A 13,281-nucleotide genomic window follows, 5' to 3' on the forward strand; every position below is an offset into this window, starting at 1 on the left:
TCGTGCGCATTGAAAATCTGCTTCCGTATTTTGGACGAGCGATCACTAAATTCGTTTTCACGCCGCTGTTTACTCGCAAAGTAGTACGCGAGCTCAAGCCTAACGAGGCCTGGGTGCTGGCAAAAATTCGTTCGGCCTTGCAGCTGAGCGCCGCCGAAGCGCAGCGTGTGTATCGCCGCGGTATAGGCAGCGAAATTAATTTTCAACTCGATTACGCCTGGATCGCGCAAGCGAAAAAACAGCGCATCCTTGCCGAACTCGCCCGCACGCGCATCGAACATCTCGGGCGAGTACAGCAGGTGATGCAAACCGGTCGGCCGGTGATTTTGTTATCGATACACATGGGCAGCTTCTACTTTGGCTTTTTAAAATTGGCGATGGAAGTGCAAGCCGAGCGGGAAATAAATATTGTGAAAATGGCTAGCGCCAATTCTCAAGAAGATTCCTTACATCGTTTGATAGAAGAAAAATTCGGCGCAGTGAAAGTGCTGCGCTTTGATGATGATGTCGGCAAAAATGCTTATTTGGCTCTGCGTCGTGGCGGCATCGTCGCCATGATGAGTGATGTCGAAGTACGCGTTCCCTCGCGCGAAAAAGTACCGTTCTTTGGGCAGGATTGTTTCATGCAAAGCGGCGTAGCGCGCTTAGCCTTAACCACCCGTGCCATCATTTTGCCGGTCATTAATTTTGAAACCGCCAGCGGCGAGCGCGTGATACGCATAGAGCAGCCCTTGTTCCCAGAGCCGGCACACCGTGGCGAAAGTAACCAGCAAGTGGTGGCACGTCTGATGCAGCAGATCGCCAGTTTGTTCGAAACTTGGGTGCAAATAGATCCGCAACAATTTCAGCGCTGGACCGATTTGGCTTGGACCATGTATCAACATGCCGATGCCAAAGAGCCGGTGAAGGCGGCATCATGAGGCGCTTGGAAGCCAGTGATATCGTGCCCTTGCGCAGCGCATTGCAGGACCATTATCACAGCTATTTTTTGTTGAAGTCGCTGCATGGTTTCTCTGCTTCAGAAATGCAGGAATCACTCGATGATAGCCACACCCTGCACTTTCTCGAGCAGGCAGGCGAGCGTCCGACCTTGCTGTCACTGGGTCAGTTCGACCGCCAGCAAGGTAATATGCAATTGCAATTATGCGGCCGCCTGGCCCAGCCTGAGCTGGCCCGACATCACCTGCGCGCGATACAAGCCGGCAGCGGCATAGCACGCGTGTATTCTTTTCTTTTCGAACATGAAACAGCGGAGGCGCAAAGTTTACTGCAACTTGGTTTACATGCCGAAGCCAGGCTCAGAGAGCATTTGTTTGTCAACGGCCGCTACCACGATCTGCTGGTATTCGGATGTGTGGAGCCCGTGCCATGATTTTTGAAATAGCAGGATTATTCATCGTCGTGCGCAAGCCCGAAATCGCTGATTTGCCGGTGCTCAGCCGCTGGCTGGCCTCTGAACTGTATTGCACCAACATGGGCGGCATGCCTGGTATGTCGGAGCAGTTTTATCACGAGCAGGCTTGCGCGATGTTGCAAGCCAACGCCAATGACCGCTCGGATAAAATCGTCTATCTGGTATTCGACCGTTTCACCCAGCAAGCGGTGGCCTTGTCCTTGCTGAGTCAGATCGACTGGAAGAACCGACATGCCGAACACAGTTATCTGGTCGGCGAGGAAAGTTACCGATCCAAGCTGGTCGCCGGTGATTTGAATATGGTGATGAATAATTATTTTTTCAGTCAGTTAAATCTGAATAAAATTTACTCCTTCATCTTCGATTTCAATCAAGCGGCCCTACGCCTGACTGGTTTCGGCGGCAGCGCCGAAGGAATTTTAAAACAACACCGCCGCTATAACGGTGTCGCCATGGATGTGCATGTATACAGCATCACGAGCCGGGAGTTTTCCGAATTCGTTCATCAGCACGCCACCGGCCTGTTGCGCAAACATATTCATTACGGCCTCTTGCCGGCACCGGCATGTTGATACTCTGGCTGGCATTGATGAGCGGGCGGACGCTGCTGTTCGGCCCGGTTGGTCTGCTGCTCGATGCGCTGATACTCGGCCTTGCTGTGGCCAGCGATCAGCGGCTGCGGCCGATCTGTGACTGGTCGCGTACACCGCTGTATCTGGCTGCGGCACTGGCGAGCTTTGCCCTGGCCAGCGCTCTCACCTGCAGCGCTCCGCGCGCCTATTGGCGCGGTATCACGGCGTCGCTGCGGCGAGGCGCACGCCAGTGGCAATACCTGAAACGGGCCGCCCTCAGCGCACTGCACGAAGAGCTGATCTGGCGCGTGGTATTGCAAGGCACATTGAGCAGCGCACTGGGAGCGCTGCCGGCGCTCGTGCTGGTCGCCAGTGCATTTACCTATTGGCACCGACATACGCTGCGCGCCCAGATATTCCAGATCGTCGAACTGCTGCTGTTCGCACTCTTGCTCGGCACAGCGTATGCGTTACTCAACGATGCGCTGTGCGTGTTTCTGCTTCACTTTATACGAAATTATTTAGTTCAAAATGGCCAATAATATGTCTATGCAGCCGCTGAAAAATAACTGGAAGCTTGCTGTTTTATGCCTGACAGTGCTCACCCTGTCGCTGTTCTATCTCAATAAAACGGCATCGAAGACGAGCGCGCTGCCAGCAGACTTCCATGCCAGCATCGGCCCTTTGCGCGATGTCTTGATTGCCAAGGGCGTGGTGAGTGATGATCATCAAATCAGTATTCGCGCCCAGGCCGCGAGCAAGGTCAGCACCATCATGGTGAGAGAAGGACAGGATGTGAAAAGTGGCCAGCCCTTGATCAAGCTGGCTGACCCGGCCACAGAAATCGAACTGCGCAGCAAACATATCGAGCTGCAATCGCTACGTTCGAAGCAAACCAGTTTAAGTAAGGAGTACGCCGGGCTCGAACATTTGTTCGGCGTCGGCGGGATTGCCGCAAATGAGTTGAGACAAAAAAAACTCGAGCTGGAATTGGCCGACAATGAGCTGCAGCGCGCCCATCTGGATAACGAGCGTCTGCAACAAAGGCGTGAGCAATTAATTTTGTACAGCCCCATCAATGGCGTCGTGTCGGGCATTAACGTGGCACTCGCTCAGTCGGTCGCGGCGGCGGAAGAATTGCTGACCCTGGCCGGCGGCGGTGAAAAAACCATCGTCGCCTATGTCGATGCCCTCGATGTCAAGCGCCTCTCGATCGGTACGCCAGTGAGTTTGAGCGAGCAGGAAGACGGCGGCACGGTACGCCACGGCAGCGTCCGCTCGATCGCCAGATTTGCCGGCAGTGCGCAACACCCGAATACGGTGAAAATTGTGATTGAAGCCGGCGAGGCACTGCGCCAGTTGCGCAGTGCGCAGCAATTGTATGTCGAATTCATTTTGTATGAAGAACGCGCCGCACTCAGAATTCCACGCGAGTTGGTATATCAAAAAGATGGCCGCGATATGGTGTATGTACGCACGGCAGAGGGTGTACAAAGCAAGATCATACGGCTGCTTCAGGGCGATGCCAACTACGACAAAGTTTTGTCCGGGGTAACAGCGGCCGATGTCTTGGTCAAACAGCCGCGCACTGATGGCGGGCACCCATGATAGCGCTCGAAGCGATAGAAAAATCGTATCTGGTCGGCGGTCTGCCGCTGCAAGTGCTGGACCAAGTTTCCTTGCGCGTTGACAGTGGCGAATTCATCGCCCTGATCGGCCGTTCAGGTTCAGGAAAATCGAGCTTGCTCAATATTATCGGCTGTCTCGATCATCCCAGCGCCGGCCGCTATTTTCTAAATGGCCACAACGTTTCTGGCTTGGCCGACAATGAACTGGCGGCGCTACGCAACCGCCACATAGGCTTCATTTTTCAAAATTTCAATTTAATACCGCGTTGTTCGGCGCTTAAAAATATAGAAAAGCCGCTCATCTACCGTGGCATCAAGCCGACCGAACGCCGCCGTCTGGCGCTGGCCATGTTGGCCAAGGTAGGCTTATCCGACCGTGCCGAGCATTTGCCATCGCAATTATCGGGCGGTCAACAGCAACGTGTGGCGATTGCTCGTGCCTTAGTGACCGACCCCAGCCTGATCATCGCCGATGAACCTACCGGCAGTCTCGATTCGGCCACCGGCGGGGAAATCATGCGCTTGCTGCGCGCCTTGAACCATGAAGGACGCACCATCGTGCTGGTAACGCACGATCAGACGCTGGCAGCGCATGCGGATCGGGTCATCGAATTGGCCGACGGCAGGATCACAGCATGAGTGCGAAACGGATCAATTTGTCGTCGGCAATGCTGGCGGAGGCGCTGGAAGCCTTGAGCCACAACGGCTTTCGCACCAGTCTGAGCTTGCTCGGTGTGGCGATCGGCATTGCTGCCATCATGGTCGTGAGCAGTATCGCCACTTCAGGGCGCACGATGATTTTCAGCGAACTCGAAACCTTCGGCTTGCGCACTTTCTGGGTGTTCCGCGCCAAAGAAGCGCCAAGCCGCTTGGAAAAAGATGTTTCCGGTTCCGGCATCAGCACCGCCGACTATAAAGCTCTGCTCAACTTGGCCGACAGTGCAATCGAAAAATTGTCTCCGGTGGTCAATAGTGAGCTAGCCGGGGCGAGCGCCTCGAAACATGGCCAAAGTCTGAAAATCACTTTGTTGGGGGTGAACCAAGACTATGCGGAAATCAATGGCGACACGCTGCAGTCGGGGCGCTTCATTGGACCTGATGATATCCGCCAACGTGCCAACGTCGCCGTGGTCGGCAGCGAAATCGTGGCGCGCTTGCTGGACCAAGCGGATGATGCGGTGGGTAAACATATCAGTATTAACGGTGACTGGTATGTCGTCATCGGCACCCTGCAGGCCAAAAGCCGTGATCTGATTTCCAGTATTGGCGCCGGCAAGGAAGAGACTGGTGCGCGCGTCCTCATTCCTTATTCGACTCAACAAAAACGCCTCGGCGACCCCGATTATGTCAGCTTTCTGCAAGGCCAGGCACGTTCTACCGAACACTCCGCTGCCGCGATTGCGCAAGTCATCGCGCAACTCGACTGGCGCCACAAGGCAGCCTATCGCTACAACTCGGAGAGTATGGCCAGTTACATTGCGACCGCCAATCGGATACTCGGCGGTGTCACGCTCATCGGCATTGTCGCCGCCACGGTTTCTCTACTCGTCGGCGGCTTGGCCATCATGAATATCATGACGACCTCGGTGATCGAACGGACCAAAGAAATCGGCTTGCGGCGCGCACTCGGTGCCACCCAGTCTGCCATCAAGACGCAGTTTTTGCTCGAATCGATACTGATCAGCTTACTCGGCGGTGCCGGCGGCGTCTTGCTGGGGCTGGCGGTGGTGTTTGTGCTGGCCGCGGTGACGGCACTGAAAATGTCGGTGTCATTACAGGGCTTGCTGTTGGCAGTCGGCAGTTCGCTCTTGGTCGGCATCGCCTCCGGCTATTATCCGGCGCGCACCGCATCAAAATTAATTCCTGTTGAGGCATTACGTTATGAATAAACCTCGGATAGTCGTAGCGACTTGGCTATGCGCCGCGACGCTCGCAGCGCTGCCGGCAGGCGCGGCCGAATCTGCGCTCAGTTTTGAGGCAGTCTTGCTGCGCGGTTTAGCCAACGCTGCAAAATTAAAACAGACACAAATCGGCCTGGAAACCTCGGCCTGGGATACCACCCGCGCGACCAGCGCATTTTTACCGAAACTCGATGTCATCGCCTCGACTCAGCGTATCAAGTCCTTCGGTTCCATCCCCAGTGTCGACAGCTTGTTACTCGGTGGTGCCGACAGTGCCAATTACGCCAATGCGCAAACCAAGCTGGGTCTGAATATTTTTAACGGTGGCGCGGATTTGTCCGGCTTAAAACTGGCACGCGAGAAGGAACGTGAAGCCGCTTTACATCTGCAATTAGAGCGCCAGGAATTTGCCAGAAAAGTTTTATCTGCTTACCACGAGCTGCAGCAAGCACAACTGACACTGCAGATACATAGCGTGGAATGGTCTGGCCATGTCGCGCAATTCAGCCGTAGTCAGGCCGACTTTTCGCAAGGTCGGATCTCCGCCCTGGACTTAGCCGATGCCGAATTTGAGAAAAAGAAAAAGGAATTGGAAAAAAATGCTGCTGAGCGCAAGCACAGCAATGCCCTGCGAAAATTACTCCTGGTCATCGGTGACGATCTGGCAATCGAACCGATACCAACTCAGATTGACGCACGCAGCGACTACCAACGCAGCTTGCAAAACACTGGTTTCGAGGCGGTCGATGTGGTCAGTGAAGTGACTGTGCCGGCATCCAAGATCAAGCAATCGCAGTGGTTGTCACAGCAATCGCTGAGTCGCTTTCTGCCTAAAATAGATTTATACGCCAGAATTGACCATGCTGGTTTGGCGAAATCAGATTCGAGTATTCTACGTACCGTCAATGACTTGGCGCGCGATAAATCTTACTTCGGCATCACCTTCAGTTGGAATTTGTTCGACGGCTTCGATTCCTACGCCCAAGTGAAGATCAAGGCCAAAGAAATCGTGGCTACCCAAGAAGCCTATCGCTTGGCGCTCGAAGATCAACAGCGCGGCCAATACGAACTCGAACAAGCACTGCGCGAAGCCGAAGACGATTGCGAATTAGCGCGCGAAAAATTGCGTTTGATGCAGCAAAAGCGCACGGTACAACAACTCGAACACAGCTTGGGACGGCGCTCGGAATCTGCCTATGCCGAGAGCGAGACGAAACTGCAGGTACAGCAATTACAACTGCGCGCCAATGAAGAAAACCAACATTATCTGAAAGCCAAGCGCTTTCTGACCGGAGGACAATTTTGATCAGGCACCCTGCTTCTCACTTATCACTGCATGCGGCACGCCGTTACTGGCAACTGCTGCGGGTACAGCGCTGGCAAATCGGCGGCCAATTCTTTATTTTAATTTTTTCGGTACTGGCGCAAACGCCGATTCCCTTTTTACTCAGTCGTTTGATCGATGGATTTTCGCGGCGCAGCGCATTCTCCGGTTTGTTGCCAATCATTATCACGATGACACTGTGCTCGTTGGCCGGCATCGTGCTGTCAAGTTTGGCGCAAGTTCATGGCGCGCTGATGAATAAGCGTTTCTTCGTACAGATACGTTTGTTTTTTTTCGAACAATTACAACAAACAGCGCCAGCCAATTCCCACGACTCGCCCGATTTTCAACCGAGTGACGTGTATTCACGCTTGAGTCGTGATATCGGCACCGTTAATTATTTATCGCCAACCGGTCTGGCCGGCATCGCCAGAGACCTGTGTTTTGTATTGATTTTCGGCGGCATATTAATCTCTCTGAATGCCACCATCCTGTTGTGGATCGTCGGCCTGTTACCGCTGGCGAGTCTGCTGTTCATCTGGACCAGTAAACAATTGACGGCATTGGCACAGCATTCGCATGTCGCCTATGCCGCCGGCAGTGCCCGCCTGCTGGAGTCGATCGCCAGCCTGCGCGAAGCCCGCCTGACCGACACGGCAGGCTTCCATCGTCAGCGCCTGTCGCGCGCATTGGAAGACAGCGAACAGGCGACTTTCGAGGTGCGCAGATACAGCGCCGGCATGTTCGGACTACTCGGCAGTATTCCGGTCGCTGCCGCCGCACTGATCTGGACTGTCGGCGGGATGAAGGTTTCTTATGGTGCCCTGGGAGTCGGTGAAGTCGTCTCTTTTTTCGTCGTGCTGACGATGATGTATGGCCCTATCAATTCCTTATTCAGCGCCGCCTCCGGTTATTTCTATGAGCGCACTGCCATCGAGCGGCTATTCCAGTTGTCAGCCCACAGTTTGCAGACTGCAACGCCGACCACCAGCCATGCCGACCTCGCCACGCTACCCTACCCTGCACCGACGATCACGCTGCGTCAGCTGAGTTTTTTTTATGCTAACACCGGCGTGCTGCAGCAGCTTGATGCCGACATTGCCGCCGCTACTTGCGTGGCTATCCGTGGTGCCAATGGTGCCGGCAAATCGACCTTGCTGTCGCTGTTACTCGGCTTACTCGAACCGAGCAGCGGCAGCATTCTGTTCGACGACCAAGAAAGCAGCACGTTAAGCCCGCGCCAAAGGGCGGCACAGACAGGTTATCTGCCGCAAAATATTTTCATCTACTCCGATACCTTGCGCACCAATATCAGCTTGGGTCGGGCGCTATCTGACAATCAAATCATGCGGGCAGCGGCGCAGCTGCAATTACTCGATTTCATCGAATCGTGGGAGCACGGACTCGACAGCATAATTGCCGAAACCGGACGTGACTTGTCTGGTGGCGAAAAACAAAAAATTGCCCTGCTACGTGCCATTGTCATGCAGCCCACGCTGTTGATTTTGGATGAACCGGAAAATAATCTCGATCAAGCGGCGATACAAGGCTTGCGCAGCTATCTCGCAAGCCAGAAAACGCGCGTCAGTATCGTGCTGGTCACGCACAGCGAGACCTTTGCCGATTTGATCGATACGCAGATTGTTCTGTCTGCCTGATGGAGAACAACACCATGAACCTGTTTCAAGCACGCGGATTCCCCCTGCTGTTTTGCGCGCTGCTACCATGCACAGCTGTGGCCGGCGAAGCACTGCATCAGGATATTCCTACCCATGCTTTCGCGGCCAATCGAAGCAGTAATTTCGGGTATAAAATTTCCCCTGATGGCACGCGTTTGGCGTGGTTGGCCGTCGACGGTACGAGGCTGGAATTATTCATCAAGGATTTGGCGACACAGAAAATTTCCCACCGGCCGGCGTATGGAATCAAATATTTCGACTGGATGCGCGATGGCCACGCCTTGATCAGCGATTCCCTGACCGAAACGGGAACGGAAAATAATGTCATTACCTTGTTTAATCTCGACAGCAACAGCAAAGACGATGCGCCGCATATTCTCAGCGCTGTTGGCGGGGTCAAATCCGTATTATTAGCCGAACGCAAAGACGCGCCGGGCGTGCTGCTGTTTCAGAGTCATCCGCGGGACAGCGCTTTGTTTGATCTGTACCAACGCAATGTTGCCGACAAAGAAAATATTTTGTTGGAAAAAAATCCTGGCAATGTCCAGCAATGGCTGAGCAGCGCCGATGGGCATGTGGCCGGGCGTATCACGCTCGAAGGCATACACTACGCACTGCAAATCCGCCAAGCTGGCGACCACAGTTATACGACCGTGTACCGCTGGAGCAGCGACGACCAAGTAAGGCTTGTGAGTATCAGTAATGACTTGAGCAGCAGTTATTTGCTCAGCAATAAAGGCAGCGATCTGTCACGCTTGCTGCAGCTTGATCACCAAACGGGCGGCGAGACCGTGCTGGCCCAAGCGGAGACAGTCGATCTGAGCGAAGTCTATGTGGCCGCCGACAGCGGCCTGCCTTGGTTGGTCAGCAGTGAGCCAGATTATCCGCATAACAACTTGCTCGAACCACGCTTACAAGCCCTGCTCGGCGCGCGACTGGCGCGCAGCCCGGCGCGACTGCACATAGAAAATAGCGACCGCGATGGACGCCAACTGGTGTACAGCTTGCAGACCGATGTCGCCAAAGAATTTTATCTGTCGGATTTGGATCAACAAAGCACGGTCTTGATCGGGCCGGCGGCCACCGCCGCCTTCGTGTCTGCGCTGGTGCCTTCGCAACCGCTGCTACTGCAGGCCGGCGACGGTACGCTGTTGCATGCCTATTTGAGCTTACCTGCTGGCAGCCACGAGAAAAAGTGGCCGGTCTTAATCAAGGTGCATGGTGGGCCGTGGGAGCGCGACCTCTGGACTTACGATGCCCAAACCCAGTTTTTGGCGAACCGCGGCTATGCGGTATTACAAGTCAATTTCCGCGGTTCCAGCGGCTACGGTCGGCACTTCCAAGAGCTCGCGTATGCCCAATGGGGCGGCACCATGCAACAAGATTTACTCGATGCGGCAAACTGGGCCAGCACACAAAGCTGGGCACAAGCCGATCACATCGGTTTGATCGGCGGTAGTTACGGTGGCTATGCCACCTTGATGGGATTACTGACGGCACCGGAACGCTTCGCCTGTGGCGTTGCCGTCAATGCACCGACCGATTTGCTACGCTTAAGCACCGAAGTCCCGCCCGCATATCGCTTCGACACCAGCCTGCTGCAGCGTTATATAGGCGACCCGGAACAGGCGGCATCACGCGCGACGATGCAGGCACGCTCACCGATCGGCTTGGCCGCACAGTTGCAGCGTCCGGTATTACTGGCGCAAGGTGAATACGATGTGCGCGTGCCGCAACAACAGACGCAAGCCTTCGTTGATGCCAGCAAGAGCCCGGCCAAGCAGCTCGAATACTGGCTCATGCCGCATACCGGTCACGCCATCAGTGATTGGAAAACTTCGCTGCTTTTTTTCCGCAAAACCGAAGTTTTTTTTTCGCGCTGTCTCGGTGGTGTGGATAAGGGCTTTGATTACTACGAACTCGGGACTGTGCTGTTTTAAGCTGGCGCTGCTTACGCTATGCCGCATCCGCATCCGCACCCCATACCACTTGATTGGACTTGATCGATGATTGATAAAAAAATTCTGTACTGTGCCGCCGGCGCAGCCTTGTGCTATGTGTCGAATGCCATGGCCGACACCGATCTGAGCATCGCTGCCGCGCTCTCGACTTACCAATATCGGGAGCCGGCCGTCATGAAAAACAGTGGCGACAAGTTTGCCTTGTTTCTGATGGCCAGCCACGACATCGCTAGCGAGCAGTTTATCCGGGCCGATGTTCACTATGCCACTGGCAAGGTCGATTATGCCGCCGATACCGCGTATGCTGCGGCCACAGCCAGCAGCAAGTCAGACTGGTATCTGGAAACCCGGGCCTTGTTCGGCCGGCGCTATGCGTTTTCCGGCAGCAGTCTGGTACCCTTTATCGGGCTTGGCTATCGCTATTTATCGAATGATTTACGCGGCTTCAACAGCTTGGGACAAAGCGGCAACCGGCGCCAGAGTCAGTATATTTATCTGCCACTTGGCCTCACGCACAGTCTGCAATTATCGGCGCAATCGCGCTGGAACACCGAACTCGAAGCCGATGTGCTGCTGCGTGGCACGCAAAGCGCACGCTTATCCGATGCCGGACAAGGCGTGGCCGATGTCTCGCTGTCACAGCGGCACGGCTATGGCTTAAAAATCAGCATGGCCTACGAAAAAGATAACTGGTCGCTTGGACCGTTTTTAGAATTTTGGGATATTTCGCGCTCCGATACCGCCGGCTTGCTCCAAAACGGCAGCGCCGTCTACAGCAATGGCAATCGTCTGCTCTATCAAGAGCCGCACAATCGCACGCTGGAAGCGGGCTTGCGTGTGCGTCGCAGCTATTAAGTAGCAACGATAGCCAGGCGATATGCTCAATGTCATCCGCAGCGCCGTCAGCAATTTTTTTTACCATCGCGGGGTGGCGGCGCAAACACGCGCACAATACCGGCAGGCGGCACGCTACTATGCCTTAGCTGTGCGCTGCAATCGACGCCACGCCGAGGCATGGTACAAGGCCGGCGTGCTGCATGGTTTGGCGCAGCGCTACGCGCCGGCATTACACTGCTATCAGCAAGCGCTGGAACTATCTCCGCAGCATCGTGCTGCCCACAATAATTGCGGCGTCATTCATCATACGCAGCGTCGCCTGAGCCTGGCCGATGCGGCCTTCGCTGCGGCGCTGGCGATCGAGGCCGATTTTATTCCGGCCAATTTCAATCTGGGCTTGCTGCGTAAAGATCAGGGGCAATTCGCGGCCGCGCTGGCCTTGTTTGAACGCACGATTGCACTCGATACACAGCATGTCGATGCGCAAGTGGCACGGGCCCTGATGCTGCTCACGTTGGGGCGCTTGGACGAGGGCTGGACAGCTTATGAATGGCGCTTGCAAGTACAAACGGTGCGCTTGCTTCCGAGTAGTTCAGCATGGGATGGCCGTGCTTGCTTACGCGGAAAAACGCTGCTGCTCTACAACGAGCAAGGCTTGGGCGATGCCCTGCAGTTTTGCCGCTATATTCCCTTACTGCCAGACTGCCGTCTGATTTTGCAAGTGGCGCGTCCCTTGGTGTCATTATTGGCACAGCAAGACTGGGGCCGCGACATCCGCATCGTCGAACCGGCAGAGGCAGAGTACGATTATCATTGTTCTCTGATGAGTCTGCCCGGCCGGTTCGGCACGCGCCTGCACAATATTCCAAGCAGTACCGCGTATCTGCAAGCCTTGCCTCCGACCTTGACTGATTGGCAGCAGCGACTCGGCCCGCACAAGGCGCTGCGGGTAGGTTTGGTATGGAGCGGGTCCACCACCCACCACAATGATCGCCAGCGCAGCATCGCCTTGGCTGACATGCTCAGCTACTTGCCGCCGCATCATGAATACCACTGCTTGCAGGCGGAAATACGCGCTGCCGACCTCTTAACTTTACAGCAATCTGATTGCGCCATCCGGCTGTGGCACCAGCATTTGCATGATTTCAGCGCCACCGCCGCCTTATGTGCGCAGATGGATTTAATCATTTCGGTCGATACCAGCGTCGCCCACTTAGCCGCGGCAATGGGGCTGCCAGTGTGGATTTTGTTGGCCTACGTGCCGGACTTCCGCTGGCTCGCTGAAGGCAGCAGCAGCCCTTGGTATCGGTCGGCACGTCTATTACGCCAAACTCAAGCAACACAGTGGAACCCGGTATTAGCCACCATACAAGCGGATCTGCGCCACCGCTGAAACCCACTGCAGCCAGCAAAAACAATACGGGTCGGTGCAATGCCCCATTTGTTACTTTTAGTCAACCAATCCATTCTCCAGTTTTCAAGAGATGATCGAAATCATAAACTTCTTGTATACTAGTTGACACACATCAATGTTTCTTTAAACTAACACCCGTATTTTCGCCAGCATGATGGTCGATACGACATGCCATCGTGCTTACATTGTTTTAGGTAAGCATGCTTTTCTTTGACTAACAGGAAAAATATGAAAACTATCCATCGCTCCGGCCTACTATCGACGCTCAGTCTGGGCCAAAAATTAAGCGCGATCATCTTTGCCTGTGTGTTTTTCGTTTTCAGTGTATTTACTATCGCGCTAGGCCGCAGCAGCTATGCACTCATGCAAGCGAGCGCCATCGTCGAAGTTCAGCATTCTTTGTCCATCATCAATGATATGTTTGATGTGTTTGACAAGACGGTGCGTGCCGATGCCGTGCGCACCGCACAAACCTTATAGTGGATCCACATATCCGGACAACAGTTTAAACTAGTGTCTGTCGAAAAGAGACGAGGCAGACCATGAGTGAA

Annotated in this window: 13 protein-coding genes; all 13 read left to right on the top strand. The window is 54.6% G+C overall.

Annotated elements, in window-relative coordinates:
• Positions 1-2: 2 nt before the first annotated feature.
• The gene (locus QN359_RS07335; RefSeq protein ID WP_322250559.1) at positions 3-920 is read left to right on the top strand and encodes a hypothetical protein; all 918 of its coding nucleotides are present in this window, start codon (positions 3-5) and stop codon (positions 918-920) included.
• On the top strand, positions 917-1,372 hold the full coding sequence (locus QN359_RS07340; protein WP_322250558.1) for a hypothetical protein: 456 nt from the start codon (positions 917-919) through the stop codon (positions 1,370-1,372). The genes QN359_RS07335 and QN359_RS07340 overlap by 4 nt, the downstream gene beginning before the upstream one ends.
• Complete coding sequence (locus tag QN359_RS07345) at positions 1,369-1,986, top strand: GNAT family protein (protein ID WP_322250557.1); 618 nt, start codon at positions 1,369-1,371, stop codon at positions 1,984-1,986. Before QN359_RS07340 ends, QN359_RS07345 begins: the two co-directional genes overlap by 4 nt.
• Positions 1,980-2,528, top strand: coding sequence for a CPBP family intramembrane glutamic endopeptidase (locus tag QN359_RS07350; protein ID WP_322250556.1), 549 nt, complete (start codon positions 1,980-1,982; stop codon positions 2,526-2,528). The genes QN359_RS07345 and QN359_RS07350 overlap by 7 nt, the downstream gene beginning before the upstream one ends.
• Positions 2,518-3,594, top strand: coding sequence for an efflux RND transporter periplasmic adaptor subunit (locus QN359_RS07355; RefSeq protein ID WP_322250555.1), 1,077 nt, complete (start codon positions 2,518-2,520; stop codon positions 3,592-3,594). The genes QN359_RS07350 and QN359_RS07355 overlap by 11 nt, the downstream gene beginning before the upstream one ends.
• On the top strand, positions 3,591-4,253 hold the full coding sequence (locus tag QN359_RS07360; RefSeq protein ID WP_322250554.1) for an ABC transporter ATP-binding protein: 663 nt from the start codon (positions 3,591-3,593) through the stop codon (positions 4,251-4,253). The genes QN359_RS07355 and QN359_RS07360 overlap by 4 nt, the downstream gene beginning before the upstream one ends.
• Complete coding sequence (locus tag QN359_RS07365; RefSeq protein WP_322250553.1) at positions 4,250-5,503, top strand: ABC transporter permease; 1,254 nt, start codon at positions 4,250-4,252, stop codon at positions 5,501-5,503. The genes QN359_RS07360 and QN359_RS07365 overlap by 4 nt, the downstream gene beginning before the upstream one ends.
• A complete protein-coding gene (locus QN359_RS07370) occupies positions 5,496-6,821 on the top strand; it encodes a TolC family protein (RefSeq protein WP_322250552.1) in 1,326 nt (441 codons plus the stop codon). The genes QN359_RS07365 and QN359_RS07370 overlap by 8 nt, the downstream gene beginning before the upstream one ends.
• A complete protein-coding gene (locus QN359_RS07375) occupies positions 6,818-8,497 on the top strand; it encodes an ABC transporter ATP-binding protein (protein WP_322250551.1) in 1,680 nt (559 codons plus the stop codon). The genes QN359_RS07370 and QN359_RS07375 overlap by 4 nt, the downstream gene beginning before the upstream one ends.
• Before the next feature lie 14 nt (positions 8,498-8,511).
• Positions 8,512-10,458: an alpha/beta hydrolase family protein gene (locus tag QN359_RS07380; protein ID WP_323493328.1), complete on the top strand. Its 1,947-nt coding sequence runs from the start codon at positions 8,512-8,514 to the stop codon at positions 10,456-10,458.
• 66 nt (positions 10,459-10,524) lie between these two features.
• On the top strand, positions 10,525-11,334 hold the full coding sequence (locus QN359_RS07385; protein ID WP_322250549.1) for a hypothetical protein: 810 nt from the start codon (positions 10,525-10,527) through the stop codon (positions 11,332-11,334).
• Between the two features lie 22 nt (positions 11,335-11,356).
• Positions 11,357-12,709, top strand: coding sequence for a tetratricopeptide repeat protein (locus QN359_RS07390; RefSeq protein WP_322250548.1), 1,353 nt, complete (start codon positions 11,357-11,359; stop codon positions 12,707-12,709).
• A gap of 249 nt (positions 12,710-12,958) precedes the next feature.
• Positions 12,959-13,210: a hypothetical protein gene (locus tag QN359_RS07395; protein ID WP_322250547.1), complete on the top strand. Its 252-nt coding sequence runs from the start codon at positions 12,959-12,961 to the stop codon at positions 13,208-13,210.
• Positions 13,211-13,281 lie beyond the last annotated feature (71 nt).

Origin of the sequence: Undibacterium sp. 5I2 (genome assembly GCF_035019605.1) — a bacterium.
In the GTDB taxonomy this organism is placed as follows: domain Bacteria; phylum Pseudomonadota; class Gammaproteobacteria; order Burkholderiales; family Burkholderiaceae_D; genus Undibacterium.